12 protein-coding genes are annotated in these 17160 nt (G+C 42.9%); 9 read left to right on the top strand and 3 right to left on the bottom strand.

What is annotated here, in order from left to right; genetic code table 11:
* The first annotated feature begins 45 nt into the window (after positions 1-45).
* The 4 genes from lepB to AC6UD4_RS06035 all read left to right on the top strand — a co-directional run bounded on the left by lepB (position 46) and on the right by AC6UD4_RS06035 (position 3841).
* Complete coding sequence (lepB, locus tag AC6UD4_RS06050; RefSeq protein ID WP_500694251.1) at positions 46-648, top strand: signal peptidase I; 603 nt, start codon at positions 46-48, stop codon at positions 646-648.
* Between the two features lie 76 nt (positions 649-724).
* A complete protein-coding gene (locus AC6UD4_RS06045) occupies positions 725-1807 on the top strand; it encodes a hypothetical protein (protein ID WP_500694252.1) in 1083 nt (360 codons plus the stop codon).
* Positions 1808-1883: 76 nt separating this feature from the next.
* Entirely contained in the window at positions 1884-3209 is a 1326-nt protein-coding gene (locus AC6UD4_RS06040) for a C1 family peptidase (protein ID WP_500694253.1), read from the top strand.
* 440 nt (positions 3210-3649) lie between these two features.
* Positions 3650-3841, top strand: a complete 192-nt coding sequence (locus AC6UD4_RS06035; RefSeq protein WP_500694254.1) for a hypothetical protein — start codon at positions 3650-3652, stop codon at positions 3839-3841.
* 65 nt (positions 3842-3906) lie between these two features.
* Here AC6UD4_RS06035 and AC6UD4_RS06030 read toward each other — a convergent pair whose 3' ends face one another.
* A complete protein-coding gene (locus tag AC6UD4_RS06030) occupies positions 3907-4065 on the bottom strand; it encodes a hypothetical protein (protein WP_500694255.1) in 159 nt (52 codons plus the stop codon).
* 119 nt (positions 4066-4184) lie between these two features.
* Here AC6UD4_RS06030 and cls point away from each other — a divergent pair, with 119 nt between their 5' ends.
* The gene (gene cls, locus AC6UD4_RS06025; RefSeq protein ID WP_500694256.1) at positions 4185-5657 is read left to right on the top strand and encodes a cardiolipin synthase; all 1473 of its coding nucleotides are present in this window, start codon (positions 4185-4187) and stop codon (positions 5655-5657) included.
* 85 nt (positions 5658-5742) lie between these two features.
* On the opposite strand, the gene AC6UD4_RS06020 is transcribed toward cls, so the two are convergent.
* Complete coding sequence (locus AC6UD4_RS06020) at positions 5743-7167, bottom strand: NAD-dependent succinate-semialdehyde dehydrogenase (RefSeq protein ID WP_500694257.1); 1425 nt, start codon at positions 7165-7167, stop codon at positions 5743-5745.
* Between the two features lie 344 nt (positions 7168-7511).
* On the opposite strand from AC6UD4_RS06020, the gene AC6UD4_RS06015 reads away from it, so the two are divergent.
* Positions 7512-7664: a helix-turn-helix domain-containing protein gene (locus tag AC6UD4_RS06015; RefSeq protein WP_500694258.1), complete on the top strand. Its 153-nt coding sequence runs from the start codon at positions 7512-7514 to the stop codon at positions 7662-7664.
* A 60-nt stretch (positions 7665-7724) separates the two neighbouring features.
* Here the strand turns inward: AC6UD4_RS06015 and AC6UD4_RS06010 are convergent, their stop codons facing one another.
* Entirely contained in the window at positions 7725-9038 is a 1314-nt protein-coding gene (locus tag AC6UD4_RS06010; RefSeq protein ID WP_500694259.1) for an NCS2 family permease, read from the bottom strand.
* Between the two features lie 174 nt (positions 9039-9212).
* Here AC6UD4_RS06010 and AC6UD4_RS06005 point away from each other — a divergent pair, with 174 nt between their 5' ends.
* The 3 genes from AC6UD4_RS06005 to addA are packed head-to-tail and all read left to right on the top strand — an operon-like array spanning position 9213 to position 17084.
* Positions 9213-9788 (top strand): NAD(P)H-binding protein, encoded by a 576-nt coding sequence (locus AC6UD4_RS06005; protein ID WP_500694260.1) that lies wholly within the window; start codon positions 9213-9215, stop codon positions 9786-9788.
* Positions 9788-13372: a PD-(D/E)XK nuclease family protein gene (locus AC6UD4_RS06000; protein ID WP_500694261.1), complete on the top strand. Its 3585-nt coding sequence runs from the start codon at positions 9788-9790 to the stop codon at positions 13370-13372. Before AC6UD4_RS06005 ends, AC6UD4_RS06000 begins: the two co-directional genes overlap by 1 nt.
* A complete protein-coding gene (gene addA, locus AC6UD4_RS05995; RefSeq protein WP_500694262.1) occupies positions 13359-17084 on the top strand; it encodes a helicase-exonuclease AddAB subunit AddA in 3726 nt (1241 codons plus the stop codon). The genes AC6UD4_RS06000 and addA overlap by 14 nt, the downstream gene beginning before the upstream one ends.
* Positions 17085-17160: the final 76 nt, after the last annotated feature.

Genomic DNA, 17160 nt, shown 5'->3' with positions numbered 1-17160 from the left:
TAGTGATAGAATAAAATTATACATAATGATTGAGGAGAATCTGAAATGAAATTTTTTAAGAGCGTCATGAGTTGGGTGATTCCGATTGTGATTGGACTGATCCTAGCCTTAATAATCAGACAATATCTATTTACGCTGGCCAAGGTTGATGGACCGTCGATGCAGCCGAACCTTGAAAATGGGGAACGGATCATGGTCTTCAGACAGGCGAAGATTAAGCATCGAAGTGTCGTCGTGTTTAATGCGGCGGGAGAGGATCCCACTGCTGCCCCAAACACCGACTACGTTAAGCGGGTGGTTGGACTTCCTGGTGATACTGTTGCCTTTAAGGGTGGCAGTATCTACGTTAACAACAAGAAGGTTAACCAGGATTACATCAGTAAGAGTCAGCAGCAACAGGGAACCTACTACAACCGGATGCCTGGTGACTGGGATCTAACTAGTTTATCCAAGAACTGGCCTAAGAATAAGGGCGCTGTCAAGGTGCCAAAGGGAGAGTACTTCGTTTTAGGTGACCACCGCAGTGTCTCAAATGACAGTCGTTACTGGGGCTTTGTTCCAAAGAAGAAGGTCGTTGGGGTTGTCAAGACCTTCCCATGGAGTACCACCAAGCAAAAGCGGTATAATATTAATGAATTAGGATATTAAATCAATAAAAAGCTCATCATAAATATGATGAGCTTTTTATTTAAATTAATTTTTGGGGGATTATATGAAGGGATTGATGAAGAAGCTTTTATTTGTGATGTGTCTGCTTTTTGTTGGAGTAGTCGTCATTTTTTACCTTTTAGAATTTATGAAATCAAATCAAAATGAGACCCAATCATCAAAACAAGCACACGCCTATCAGGTAGTTGACAACAAGGATTACTCACGGGGCTATTATCCATACGAATCGGCCTATAAACCAAATGAGAACTATCCGAACACTTTACATACGATTCGGGGTGACGGTCATTCTGACTTTGTTACCCAGTACTTTTTACCTACTTATACCAGTAGATACGCGCGTTTGAACGACCGCAATCACCGGTTGATGCGTAATCCACAGAGTGTGGTGCTACATGGACAGTATGCGTACGTTATGTACACCTTCTACGGTGGCTCCAACACCGGGTTCGTGGTGCGTTATGATTTGAAAAAACTAAACGAATTGGGATTTGACCTGCCAGGCTATATGGGGAAGTTTCGTCATAGTAAGACCGAATTGGCCGCCATCAAGGTTGGGCCCGTCTTTCACACGGGGCACGGGCAGTCGATGGCCTATAACCCTAAGAATAAACAGATGTGGTTTATCAAACAGAATGGGTTTAAGCCGGTTGTCCAACGTCTGAACATGGAGACTTTAAAGCCAGAACAAAAAGTCAGAGCACAGGTTCAGTCGACCATTCCTGGTAAGGTTCCAATGGGAATGGTCCTCGCCTTTGATAAAACCGGTCGGGCGTATTTTTACAGCATTACTCATCACGGCATCGCTCCAAGGGGAGCCGTCAAGATTTATCGCGGTCAGATTAACGAACGGGGAGCTAAGTTCAAACTAATTCCGCAGTTAATCCGACACGCTCCTGGGATTGTACCCCAGTCACTGGCGTATAACGGTCAGAATAATAACCTTTACCTCGTTTCTAATGGTGGGGTCATGCGAATTCCGGTCAGCAAGTTAGGTCACCTCAAGACCAGCGACATCCGGACGATTATTACCGACGGTCACCGCGAGTTTGAGGGACTGTCGTTTGAAAACGGGAAGGGCATGCTACTGGTAAACCGAGGTCCCGAACTGATGCGGATGACGAATCCTAATTTTTAGTCCCTTCGCTTGTAAAACGATTAGTTGAGACTTAGAATTACAATTAACTAATTAATCGAAAGAAAGGACAAAAATAATGACAGAATTTAACCACCCAATTACACCAGATGACGTTGATCAAATGCAGGCCGATCTGGAAGTGCAACCAAAAAATGAAGTGATCTCACGGGCCATCATGACCAACGGGATTGATAAAGCTTCAGAGGACCCTAATACGGCGGTGCGCTTAAACCGCACCTTTTCAATTGACATTGATACGGGAACGGTTTCTAATCAGAAACACAGTGGCCGCTGTTGGCTATTTTCATTGTTAAATACTTTGAGACACAAATTTGCGGTTAAGTATAACAAGAAAGACTTTGAGTTATCCCAAAACTATCTGTTCTTCTGGGACAAGATTGAACGGGCTAACATGTTTTACGACCGGATGATTGCACTGGCCGATCGTAAAACGAGTGACCGGGATGTTGATTTTTATTTGAGTATGCCAGGTGAAGACGGTGGTCAATGGGCCATGGCTGCGGCACTGGTTCAAAAGTACGGCGTTATGCCAAAAGAGGCCTTTCCTGAAACGGCTGTGACTGATGACACCACTGATTATGATGAAGTGATGGACAGAAAGTTACGTCATGACGGGATGGTCCTCAGAAACTTGGTTAATTCCGATGCCTCAGACGATGATATTAATCAAATGAAACAGAAAATGATGACAGAGGTCTACCGCATGACGGCTTACTCATTTGGTGTTCCACCAAAGACCTTTGACCTTGAATATCGTGATGATGATAAGAAGTATCATTTAGACCAGGGTCTGACTCCCAAACAATTTTACGACAAGTACATCGGCGTTGACCTAAACGATTATGTCGTTTTAACCAACTCACCTGACAAGAAAATGGATGAGATGTATTCCCTTCCAAGTCAAAACAACGTTGAGGGTGGCATGCCAATTGAGTTCTTGAACGCTCCAATGGACGAACTGAAGGAAGCCGCCATTAAGCAACTTAAAGATGGCGAGACTGTTTGGTTTGGAAATGATGTTTTGCATCAAATGAACCGACAAAAGGGTTACTTGGATAGCAAACTCTACCGTCAATCTGCCTTATTCGGGGTTGATATGACCATGACCAAGGCTGAACGCCTCAAGTACCACGAAGCTGAAGTTTCCCACGCCATGACGTTGACCGGTGTTGATTTAATCAACGACGTTCCAACGAAGTGGAAAGTTGAAAACAGTTGGGGCAAAAAGGTGGGAGACGACGGCTACTTCGCGATGACCGACGAATGGATGCAGGATTTCGTTTACGAAGTGGTTGTTAAGAAGAGTTATCTAAAGCACACCCAAAAAGAGGTTCTGAAGAAAGCCCCAATCAAGTTGGATCCATGGGATTCATTACAATAAAAATTGATTTAACACCCTTCCGATGTGGAGGGTGTTTTTTATGGATTATTTTATTCCATATGATAATATATAATTATAAAAAAGCAGTCGCATTGATATACAGCTGCCAGTACAATGGCTTCATACTTTAATGAATCGTTATTGGGATGCATAGCTAGGACAGTTATTGGTCACAAAATGTTATTGGTAAAAACACGTAAATATTCCATTTTTGGTTTTAACGTAAGTTCGTTTCACAGTAGGTTACCTCTTTTTTTAGATTTACATTCGTTGTTTTGACATGAAAAAAGTGTTTGTGACATTATACACTATTACAATCCATTTAACAGCGGGTTAAAATTCCAAAACACCGCTACTAAGCGGTAGACACCGATTTATATTGCTTGTATAATTTGCATCAATAATTATTAAACAAGCAGTAGAATAGGTGGGAGAGTAGGATGAAGTGGTTTTTAAAAATTGGATTGTACGTCGTTGAATTTATGATATTTGGATCGTTATCTTTGGTACTAATTAGTCTCCCCATCGATTACTTTCCGATGCTAATACTGCTTTTCTCCAGTTTGGCATTCTTGTTAATCATTAATCAACGTGTTCAGAGTACAATTAATCATCATTATCGATATAAATGAACAAATAATAAAAAGTGTTCCGTAGTTGTGAACGATGTTTACTAATCGCCAACTATGAAACACTTTTATTTTTTCAAAAACAATTGATAAACTAAGATCGCGATTACTATGGCGGCAAAGACCACAGTTGCGACCTGCGGATTGGCAATCAGGGCGTTGACTAATCGATGAAGAATCGAAAAACTGTGTACACCATGTAGTCCAAGGACAAAGTAAGAATTCATTTTCATCACCTGCTATTTCATGCGAAGTACATATTATTTTAATCCATCGTTAGCAAAAAAGTAAGCAAAGTCTTTTAAAATTATGTATTATAGACGTATAAAACCTAGGAGGATCTACAATGGCAATTGATTGGATGTTAATTTGGCACATTATCGTCATCGGTAATGCGATTTTTGCGATTATTACCGTGTTCAGGCAACCCCGAGACATCGCCGCAACGTGGGCATGGCTTTTAGTACTGGTATTTCTACCATTACTAGGTTTCATTATTTACGCTTTCTTTGGGAGAAAACTACCTAAGAGTAAGTTCTTTCGGTTAAAGGGTAGCGTGAAAAAACACGTGAGACACGAACTTAGTGAAGAAAAAGCAATGCTTAAAAAACCGAAAGATGCTGACACACCATCAAAACGGATTGCGTGGGAGTCAGCTAACATGGTTCGCATGTTTATGAATTCTGATACGTCTCCGCTCTATGACAACAACAAAATCGACGTTTTCACTAATGGCGACAAGTTGATGGATCAGATGTTTTCAGACATTAAGAACGCGAAAAGTTCCATTAACCTTGAGTTCTACACTTTTTATGCTGATAAAATTGGGAAAAAGGTCTTAGCGGCATTGGTTGAGAAGGCCAAAGAGGGCGTTGACGTCCGGGTCATCTATGACTCATGGGGTTCAATGGGAACCACACAAAAGTTCTTTAAGCCGCTGTTTGAAGCGGGCGGTCATGCTTACCCATTTTTACACACCCATTCTAATTTCTTTGATTTCCGGGTTAACTTTCGAGATCACCACAAGATTTTAGTGATTGATGGTGAGCATGCTTACGTCGGTGGGTTTAACATCGGCGACCAGTACATGGGTTGGAGCAAGAAATTTGGCAATTGGCAGGACTGTTCAATTCGAATTCACGGAAACGCCATTTATGGACTCCAGTCCCAGTTTATTTTGGATTGGAACGCCACTGATGGGAAACTCCAAATTAATCCCAACAACCCAGAAATGATCAAGAAGTACTATCCAATCATTCATACCGACGGTGAAGCGGTCATGCAGATTGTTTCCAGTGGCCCTGATACCAGTATGGAACAGATTAAGATTGGCTATATTAAGATGATTGAAATGGCCAAACACAAGGTCCAGATTACTACGCCATATTTAATCCCTGACCCATCGGTCTTAGACGCCCTGAAGATTGCGTCCATGTCAGGAGTGGACGTCCAAATCATTGTGCCAGACATGCCAGATCATCCGTTCGTATACCGTGCCACCCAGTACTATGCACGTCAGTTAACCAAACTGGGGGTCAAAGTCTACTACTACAATAACGGCTTTATGCACGCTAAAACGGTGGTCGTTGATGATAAAATTGTCTCAGTTGGGTCCGCTAACATGGATTATCGTAGTTTTAAACTAAACTTCGAGATTAATTCATTTACCTATGATGAAGCATTTGGAAAACAAATGGGAGCAATTTTTGAAGAGGACTTGAAGAATAGTACCCTTCAAACAACAAAGATGTTTGAATCAGAGTCATGGTGGTTAAACTTCAAGCAACACTTTAGCCGCTTGTTGTCACCAATTCTATAAAAATAACAAAAGACACTAGACGATTTCGTCTAGTGTCTTTTATATCGGGGAAATGGACATCAATGATGTTCATTTTTGTTTTGGGTTATTTTTCTGGGTCAGTGGCAACCAGTGCACCTGCCAGGTTATGCATATCTGGTTCTTGAGCGGTAACGATCAATTGTTGATTGACGAAGGCCATTTGACCAATGTCACTCATTTCTCTCCCGTAGCCAGAACCCTTTACACCACCGAATGGTAATGCTGGAAGGGAAGCGAGGAAGTTGTTAACAAAGACCATCCCGGTTTCAATCTGGTCGGCAACCTTGGCGCCGTGTTGGGGATCGCCAGAGAAGACGATTCCACCTAGTCCATAAGGGTTGTCGTTTGCAAGGTCAATGGCTTCTTGTTCACTGTGGGCCTTGTAGACCGAAGCAACTGGACCAAAGAATTCAGTGGTATAACCAGGGTTAGACTTGTCGATGTCGGTAAGAATGGTTGGCATGAAGAATTGACCCGGGAGATCAACTGGTTTGTTGCCATAGACCACCTTAGCACCGGCTTTAATGGTGGCATCAACTTGGGATTGAAGTTTGTCCTTAGCCTTCTTGGAGTTCATTGGAGCAAGCGTTGTGGATGGGTCCATTGGATCGCCCATTTTAACCTTACTGAAGTCTTCCTTTAATTTCTCAACAAACTTGTCGTAGACGTTGTCCATGACGATGAAACGTTTGTCAGAGCAGCAGACCTGACCGTCGTTATAGAGACGAACCCGCCAAGCAATGTCTTCCGCTTTGTCTAAATCAGCGTCATCTAGAATCAGGAATGGATCCATTCCACCCAGTTCCATTGAGTTTTTCTTGAGGTTCTTACCAGCAGCCTCAGCGACTGAAGATCCACCTCGTTCGGAGCCAGTTAGTGCTACTCCTTGAACCCGTTTGTCTTCGATGGCTTTTGTGACCTGGTCGTATGATAGGAACATATTGGTTAAAGCGCCCTTTGGTGCCCCAGCCTTTCTGATGACGTCCGCAAATGATTGAGCTGAGTCTGGGATGTTTGAAGCATCCTTTAAAATCATTGGGTTTCCGACCATAAAGTTGGGAGCGAAGACTCGCATAATTTGGTAGTAAGGGAAGTTCCATGGCTCAACCATGACTAACGTCCCGAGGGCGTGGTAGTGAACTTCAGCCTCACCAGTTACAATTGAAGAGATGGCCTTTGGTTGAAGCAATTCTTCGCTGTGGTCGGCGAACCAATCAGCAATGATGGCACAAAGTTCAACTTCACCTTGAGATTCGCGGAACAACTTGCCCATTTCAATGGTAGCGGTCTTAGCTAGATCGTCCTTGTTGTCACGCAAAGCCTTGGCAACGTTGTGAAGGATTTTAGCTCGTTTTTTAATGTCTTGTTTTTTAGTACTTTGATAAAGCGCTTCGTCAGTTTTTAGGACTTGCTCTAATTCTGCGTCGGTAGCGTTTGGATAAGTCTTAATTGTTTCGTTGTTAAATGGATTTACAGTCTCATATGCCATAATAACTCTCCCTTATTATAAATAAACTTGAATTAAACTTTAGTGACCAAATAACTATGAGAATCAGTTAGCTAACTCGGATCTCACCTTGAGTATAATCCATTCGGAAGCGGTTACAATGAAATTGGCTTAATTGTTTTGAAAAAATTATTTACCTATATATTTACGAAAAAGATACAAAAATCTTGCAAGTGGGAAAAGAACAAAAAATAAATATATCCTTGATAAGGGGAGAATATAATGAATAAGTTAGAAAAGTATGTCTTAGATAGAGATAAAAAAGAACCCGGCTTTAAGAGTGGGGTTCAAAAAGAAGAAGGCAATTAGAAGGTGCTGTTTCAGTTATGAAAGCACGAAAAGATGCGGGATATTCTCAAAGAGAACTTGCTAAAAAGGCTAGAATTCCTCAGTCAACTGTTAACCGCGTTGAGAAGGGTGATAACGTTAGTGTAAAGACGCTTTCAAAAATTGCGACGGCGTTAGGTAAAAAAACTTAGTATTACCATTTCTTAAAAAAGCCCCAAAATGAACTTTCAAATTCATTTTGGGACTTTTTGTTATTTAATGTTTAGTATCCACAAGAAGACTAGGAAGATAATTGCTAACGAGTACATCATCCAACCGACTTCTTTACCACGTTTAGCGGCAATCATGGTAATTGGGTAGGCGATGAAACCAAGTGCAATTCCGTCAGAGATACTGTACGTTAGTGGCATTCCAATTGCGATCAGAAAGGCTGGGGCTGCCACTTCAAACTTGTTCCAATGAATGTTACCAAGTGACTTGGCCATCAAGATTCCAACGATAATTAGTGCTGGAGCAGTGACTTGACTGGTAATGACGGTCAAAAGTGGTGAGAAGAACATCGCTAACAAGAATAGAATTCCGGTCACAATGACGGTAAAACCAGAACGACCACCAACTGCGATGCCAGCTGAAGATTCGACGTAGGCACCCATTGGCGAAGTTCCAAGAAGTGAACCAACCAGCATGGTAACGGAGTCGGCACCTAAAGCACGACCAATGCGGGGAATCTTGTTGTTTTCCATGTAGCCAGCCTGTTCGGCTAATCCAACTAACGTTCCGGCGGTATCAAAGAAGGTTACCAAAAGGAACGTCAGCACAACGACAATTAACTGGGGCGTGTTGATCTTGTCAACGTTGAATAATCCTACTAGGAAAGTGGATTTAATGCTTGGAACCGCCGAGACGATTCCGGTAGGCATTTTGATTAATCCGAAAAGGACTCCAATTACGGCTGAAGCAACCATCCCAATGAAAATTGAGGGTGGGACGTTAGCGGCCATCAAGAACAAGGTGATGACTAAGCCGGCAACCGTCAGTAAAGTGAGTGGGTTACTGAACGAACCAAGTCCAACCAGCGTGGACTTGTTGGCAACCACTAGTCCGCCATTGTTTAACCCTAAAAAGGCAATGAACAGGCCAATCCCACCCGCAATGGCTGACTTTAAGTCAGATGGGATCGAATCGATGATCTTTTCTCGCAACTTGAGCAAGGTCAAGATGACGAAAAGAATGGAGGCAACAAACACGCCGGCTAGTGCGGTCTGCCATGGAATCTTCATCCCAATACATACGGAGTACGCAAAGAAGGCGTTGAGCCCCAGACTGGCGGATAATGCAAACGGATAGTTTGCGATGATTCCCATTAGGAAACAGCCAAAGGCAGAGGCGAGGGCCGTTGCCGTAAAGACGGCACCTTTATCCATTCCTGCGGCACCCAAAACGTTCGGGTTTACGAATAAAATGTACACCATGGAAACAAAAGTCGTAACTCCCGCAACCGTTTCACGGGTGAAGTTAGTTCCTAATTCCTGAAAGTGAAAAAACGAGGCAATTCGATTAGCCATTTCCACAACTCCTATCAAATTAATATTCGGTTTTTCAAAAACGAATTACGATAATAGGATAACACAAAGTTAAAATGTGTCAAATCACGAACGATACTAATTACAAGGCAAAAATCGTGCATTAACGTCCGTTGACATGTTTGTTAGAATTAGAGTATGAATGGAGTTTTAGAGATGAAGAAGATTTTATTATTAGGAAATACTCCGGCCGAACAAATGGTCTTTAACTACTTTAATAGAAGTAATAAATTTCAGGTTTTTGAGATTACCGCGGGCGATTTTACTAAGGAACGGACGTATCGGGGACACTTAAAGGATGTTGATATCGTGGTTTCTTTTCTGGGACCGATGGACGTTGATTTGGACATGGAAGCGTTGTTTTCCGTGATTTATTCGCACCGCCTTCAACTAGAACGAGTTATTTTTCTTTCGGTAGCAGGCATTGACAAAGAAGTTGACGGGGAACTGGATTATCCCGGGGTTGAAGATGTTTCCGAATTTTTAAAGCAGCAGCAGTATGCCATAAAAGTAATTGATGAATCAGAAATTCCATACACCGTTTTTCGCCTGGTTAACGTAGTTAATACCAAACACAACGATGGTTACACGATTGATGAGGGAAAGTCCGTTCCGGTTGGAGACGTTTCCCATGAAACGGTTGCACATTTTGTAATTGACGCAATCGTGAACGAGAAATTTATCAATCAGTCACAAGCACTCATTGAGGAGCGTTCAGAAAGGAAAGCATAATGGCACTACAATTTGTCTTAGGCAAAGCCAGTAACGACCATTTTAAAAAAGTGGTCGGAAATCTTGATCAGTCCATGCAGCAACATCCAAATGATGCTTATTTTTATTTGGTACCGAATCACATCAAGTTTGAGTCCGAACTAGGGACGCTGAAACAATTGAATCATAAGCAGCGGAGCACATTTGCTGAGACACGGGTCCAGGTCTTTTCCTTTTCACGATTGATGTGGTATTTTCTTGGCAACAGTAAGGAATATCAACTACCTCGGCTTTCAAAAGATGCCATTAACATGATAATTTTCCAGATTATTGAAAATCAACAAGAGCAATTATCCGTATTTAAGGGTGAAGGAGCCCAAACAGGTTTTATTTCGCAGGTGGCTGATCAGATTAACGAACTGCAGCAGGGTAAGATTGACCCCGATACGCTGGATAAGATTGCTGATCTTGATCCTGGAACGATTAATCCCGAATTACAGGGAAAACTGAAAGACATTAGCGTGATTTATCGCGAATTCTTGAAAAAAACGGACGGAAAATACGTCTATAGCTCACAGACTTTGACAATGTTAAACCAGTACCTACTGAACACCGACCTGTCCCAGATGCATTTTTACATCAGTGGTTTCTCCCAATTTTCTGCTTCGGAACTAGACATCGTCAAAACGTTGATTGATAAGGCCAAAGACATCACGATTGACCTCAACTTGGACCGTTCGTATCCAAATGAAATGCCCGATAACTCGGCCTTCTTTTTGCGTTCGGGAAGACTGTACAACCAGCTGTACCAGTACGCTAAGGCAAGCGGTGTCAAAATCATGACCGATCAGTACGCGGGCGACTGTCGTTGTAGTGACGGCATTAAGGAACTGGAAGACTACTGGATTTCAAGTAGTCAGGTGGGCTCCACAATTTCGCCGAACACGAATGGCAACTCGGACCTCGAACTTTTTCAGGCTGATTCCAATTACGACGAGTTGATGAACATTGCGACCATGATTCGTCAGATGGTTGCTACGGGCCGTTTTCGTTACTCCGATTTCATGGTAGTGACTAGACATCTAGACAAGTATCAAAACGTTATTGATCCCATTTTTCAGATGCAACAAATTCCGTATTTCGTGGACATTCAGAAACACATGGACAATCATCCCTTAGTGGAACTAATCGACGCGTTGTTTTCCACCTATCGTACCGATCGGAAACGGAATTACCGCTACGACGATGTGATGCGATTACTAAAGTCAGAATTGTTACTGCCAAGGGATCAAGACGGAAAGCCGATGAACATTGATCGTTACCGTCGCTGTCTTTCGTTGTGTGAAAATTTAGTCCTAAAGAATGGCTACGAGGGGAAACGTTGGACTCAGGACGAAGACTGGGAGTACGCCGCTGTTTCTGATAATGATACGGGGATTGTGTCAAATCGAAATAAGGAAATCTCCACTGACATCAACGTCATTCGCCACTTTGTAAAAGAAACGTTACCACCATTTTATAAGAAAATGGCGAAGGCCAAGACGGGGAAAGATGCTGCCAACCTGCTGTACCAATTTTTGGATAAAAATGGTGTAATTAATGAACTAAAACACTGGCAGGATCATGCCACTGAACGTGGTGACCTACAGGAAGCTGGTCAGTCGGAACAAGTTTGGAACACACTGTGCGGTTTACTGGACGACTTTGTTACTTTTTTGGGTGATCATCCCTTTGAAATGGACACCTTCCTGGACCTCTTAAAGGCTGGTTTTGAAGGGGCTTCGTACTCCCAGATTCCATCAACCTTGGATCAGGTCACAATCTCTGAAACCGGACTAGTCCAATTGAACGATAAAAAAGTGACCTTTGTAATGGGAGCTGACGACAATAGCATGCCAGCCACGATTGAAAACAATAGTCTTTTTAACGACGCTGATCGTGACCAGATGAATGATCACTTTACTAATGACCAGTATTTAAATGACAACAGTGAGACCCAGATGGTCAACGAACCCTACTTAAATTATTTAGCCTTCATGACCCCATCTGATAAATTGGTCTTTTCGTACAACTTGGGTGGCGGAAAGGAAGACGTGACTCAGTCCATCTCACCGTACGTCGCCAGAATTAGGGATCACTTTAACCTAAAAGAGCAACATGTAAGTGGGACGCCAGCATCTGATTCTAACGATGTTCGGCAGTTCATTGGTTCCAAGCGTGCCACCTTAAAGTTCTTGGTCAAGGCCGCACTCGATGCTAAGGTTAGTGGTAAAAAATTGAGTCCAGCTTGGAATCAGATTAAAGCGAACCTTGAAAATGACCCAACGATGCGGACCATCACGCAGAAGTTACTTGGTAGTCTGAAGTATGAGAACGTGCCAGCTTCTTTGAAGCCACAAATTGTGACGGGGGTGTACGGGAACACGATTAATACCTCCATTTCTAAGCTAGAAGAATTCTACTATGATCCGTACGAATACTTTTTGAAGTATGGACTACGACTAAGAGAACGAGACGAGTTTAATCTTGACCCCAGCAGTACGGGAACGTTCTACCACGAGTCCCTTGATGAGTTGGTCAAGAAGATTAATGCCAAACACATTGACATTACTAAGTTAACCAACGAACAGATTAAAAACATGGTAACTGAAATCACTGATACCATTATTGAAAACGACCCGAACCTGCAGTACGAAATCCTGAAGAGTTCCAATCGGATGGAGTACATTGCTAGGCAGTTAGTTCAAACTGTGATCCAGATGGCGACGGCACTTAGAGACCAGTCCCATTACACCAGAATGCGACCGAAAAACACCGAGGTCATCTTTGGTGAACCCGGAAAACCGAATGGCATTGACGGTCTGAACTTTGATTTAGGCAGTCAACACTCGGTGAACGTGCGGGGCCGAATTGACCGGATTGACCAGATGTTCATTGATGGGACTGAGTATCTCGGGGTGGTCGACTATAAATCCGGTGAAAAGAAGATTGATTTATCGGAAGCCTATGACGGAACGCGGATGCAGATGATGACTTACCTTGATGCGGTGCTACAAAATCAGGACAAGCTGTCTACTACTGACAAGGTGAAGTTAGCGGGAGCGCTTTACATGCACATCTTTGACCCGATTTTGAAGCCGCAGGACGTCAAGAATTTTGATGATCCGAAGCAGCTGGAAGCTGCATTGATGAAGGCTCATAAGTACACGGGCCTCTTGGTTAATAACGACGGTATGTTAAAAGACATGGTCAATAACGTTGACGATGCCGGTAATATTTATCCATATCAGTTTACCAGTAAGGGTGATTTATACAGTAATGCGGTCAAGACCAGCATTGTTGAACCACGTGACTTGGACCTTCTACTGAAACGGACTGAGGATCGGATTAAGAATGCCGGTAAGCAGATTTTTGCCGGAAACATTAAATTGGAACCGTCTCAGTATAAAGACCAATCCAAGATTATTTATTCTCCCTATAAACCGGTGATGCAGTTTGACCCATTATTAACTGAAAATAATTATCGCATTGTTAAGGACATGGGGAACAACAAGGACGTGATTGACTTCTTAAGAAAGGAGGCACGTGATAATGGCGAACAATAGTATGAATTTTACCCCCGAACAAGAAAAAGCTATTACGGAAAAGTTCCCGGGGAATGCGCTAGTGTCGGCCTCGGCTGGCTCGGGAAAAACCCGAGTGCTGGTTCAACGAGTCCTAAATAAGGTCGAACACGGCGTTGACGTCGATCATCTATTGATTGTGACGTTCACGAAGGCCGCTGCTAAGGAGATGCAGGACCGCATTAAAAAAGGTCTCCAGGATCAAATTAATCAGATCAGTGACAATGCACAAAAACGAAACTTGGTCAAACAAATTCGGAAGTTGTCAGTGGCCCACATTTCAACGATGGATGCTTTTTGTCAGTGGTTGGTCCAGAAGTACTACTACGCCATTGACCTAGATCCCAACTTTCGGATTTTGGCCGACCGAACGGAGCTGGAGATGCTCCGGGATACCGTTTGGGAAGACGTTCGCGAAGACCTGTACGGAGACGATGAGGATGGGTCATTTGCCAGATTAACCCGCAATTTTTCAAGTGATCGGGGTGACGACGGTTTAACCGACGTGGTTCTGGGACTTTATGATTTCGCAAACGTTGATCGAGATCCAGTGGCGTGGTTAGATAAGCTTTCAGGTTTGTACCAGATGGACGGTAGTATAACTCGGAGTGCGTTTTACCAGAAGTACCTCCTCCCAGAACTTCAAAACAAAATGAAGCAGGCTCTTAGTTTACTTGAACAGTCCCGTCAGGAATTTTTAAACGGTGCCATGTCTGATCGGGCCGATTTGGTTGAATCCGACATTAAAAAGTTGAATCAGATTTACGATCGGTTGAAAACGGCGGACTGGGATGCCCTCTATGATGTATTTCATGATTTTAAACTGGGAACCATGTCTCGGAAAAAGGTGGATGATTCCCAAAAAGAATTCAAGAAACGAGCCATGGAACTGCGTAAAAATGCTGATGATACGATCAAAAAGAACCTTACCAATCGGTACTTTTTTGCCAAACAAGCTGACAATCTGGATGTGATTCATCATTCTGAAACCATCGTTAACAAGTTAGTGGACGTCGTTAAGACGTTTTCGACGCGCTATGCTGAAGTCAAAAAACAAAAGCACGCCTACGAATTTATTGATATTGAACACTTTGCGTTAAACATTTTAACTGGGAACAGCAAGGACAGTCCTGAAATTCAACATCAGTTTCAGAACTACTTTAATGAAATCATGGTTGATGAGTATCAGGATAATAACCGACTGCAAGACGCCATTTTAAACGCCATGAAGAATCCGAAACACGAGAACATGTTCATGGTGGGTGACGTGAAGCAGTCGATTTATCGTTTCCGGTTGGCCGATCCCGGGATGTTTCTGGAAAAACTCGATAATTATCAAGAATCAGATAATCCGGATACGGCGGTCGTTTTGGCCGATAATTTCCGTTCGGCCAAAAACGTCGATGACTTTACCAACTTAGTCTTTTCTCAAATCATGGACCGGGGTCTTGGTGAAATGAACTATACCGGCAACGCCAAGTTGAAGTACGGGGCCACTTACTACGGTGATGACGTTCAATCAAACGCCAATATCATGATGTACGTTGATGATTCAGACCATGATGACGACGATCTGACCCTTGAACCAGACAGTAGTTCTGAAGGTCAGGTTAAAATGGTGGCCGATCAAATCCAGGACTTAATGAAAAAGAAGATGCAAATCTACGACAAGGCCACGCACGAGATGCGTGACATTCGTTACGGTGATATTGCCATCTTGGAACCAACCCGTAAGAACAATTTGGATATTTCCAAGGAATTTGCCCAAAAACAGATCCCACTTTCAATTGATGGTGGCGAGAGCTACTTTAAAACCACTGAAGTTCAGATTATGATGTCACTCTTACAGATTATTGATAATCCTTATCAAGATATTCCGCTCGCGGCGGTCCTGCGTTCGCCAATCGTGGGAATGGATGAAAATGAGATGGCTTATCTGCGAATTAACCACAAGACCGGTGACTATTTTACGTCGCTTCTTGATTTCTACCACAACTATCCGACACAGGAACCAACCGAATTCGGGAATTTGGTTTCCAAAAAAGTGCAGTTGTTCTTGGATCAATTGAATGATTTTAAGGACTTTGCGACAAAACATGAACTTTCAGATTTGATCTGGCACGTTTACAGTGTGACTGGTTTCTTGGACTACGTTGGTGGGATGCCAGCCGGAAAGAAGCGCCAGGCTAACCTGCACGCTTTATACGAACGGGCCGCTGAATACGAAAAGAGTAGTTTTAAGGGTTTATTTGCCTTCGTGCAGTTTGTCAAACGATTGCAGGACAAGGACGACGATTTAGCGGAGGCCCCTTCAGAAGTTGAGACCGACTCGGTCCACGTCATGACAATTCACGGTAGCAAGGGACTGGAATTTCCGGTGGTCTTTTTGATGGACGCCACCAAACGGTTCAATAACTCTGACAGCCGGGGAAACTACATTTTCAATAATAAATTGGGAATTGGGGTTAAATACTTAGACCAAAAAAAGCATGAACTGTTGCCCAGTTTGCAGTACGTGGCCATTAATGATTTAGAGTACAACAGTATGTTAGCCGAAGAGATGCGGCAGTTGTACGTTGCGCTGACTCGGGCTGAGCAGCAACTCTACATTACTGGGATTGTTAAGAACAAGAAGTCGGTCGAAGATGAGACCAAGAAGTGGGAGCGCGCCTATCAGAGTTCAGACCTGGTCTTAAATCAGTCCACGAGAAGTAGTGCGAATAACTTTATGGACTGGATTGGGGCCGCCCTTGTTCGTCACCCGAACTATTATCAGGACCGCGGAAAAGTTGATGCCACCCACATCTTAGAGAAGGATCCGACGAACTTTAAGGTCGAATTTGTGACGGCGAAGGATTTGAAGCAACCTGGGACGACCGAAACAAAGTCGGCCACAGAGGAACAGGAACTTCCAGCTGATCAAATTGATCAATCACAAATTAAGCAGATTATGGGGTTCAAATATCCATACAAAGCAGCAACTACTACCACGGCCTATCAGTCCGTTTCGGAAATCAAACGATTGTTTGATGATCCGGACAACATTCAGCTGGGAAGTGTCGCCGAGAGTCGCAACATGATTTTAAGACGAACGCGATACAATAACTCAACGTTTATGCAGCCGCAGTTCATGCAATCAGTCGGACAACCCAACTCGATGGAGATTGGAACGGCAACGCATTTGATTTTGCAGAAGATTAACGTCAAAGAACCAGTTAATCACGTGACGGTTTCAGAATTATTAGCGCAGCTGATTAATGATAAGTTAATTACGCCGGAGGTTGCCAAAAAGGTCAACGTTGATTCCGTTGTCGAGTTTTATCAAAGTGACCTAGGCAAACTAATTAAGGCTCATCCCGATCAACTTCATCGGGAAGTTCCGTTTTCACTGCTGGTTTCAGCCGACCAAATCTTCTCTGAATTTGAAAACGATTCAAAACAAAAGTTGTTGGTCCACGGAATTATTGATGGTTATCTTGATTTAGACGATGGACCCGTTCTGTTTGATTACAAGACCGATTTCGTTAATCCGAAGAAGCCGGATGAAAGTGTCAAGAAGATCATTGACCAGTATCGTGGTCAGGTAAATATCTATGGAATTGCTTTATCAGACATTTTGGGTAAACCAGTTAAAGACGAATATTTATACCTGCTATCAAATAATACTTTGCAGCTGGTTAGGGCTAAAAAATAAATAATAATAACGTCAGTCAAAAATGATTGGCGTTTTTATTTTAATAAAAAGCGAACAATATTGGCTAGCCGACTTA

Source organism: Fructilactobacillus sp. X3R5C2 (assembly GCF_059901175.1).
This window is presented reverse-complemented; position numbering and strand designations above follow the sequence as displayed.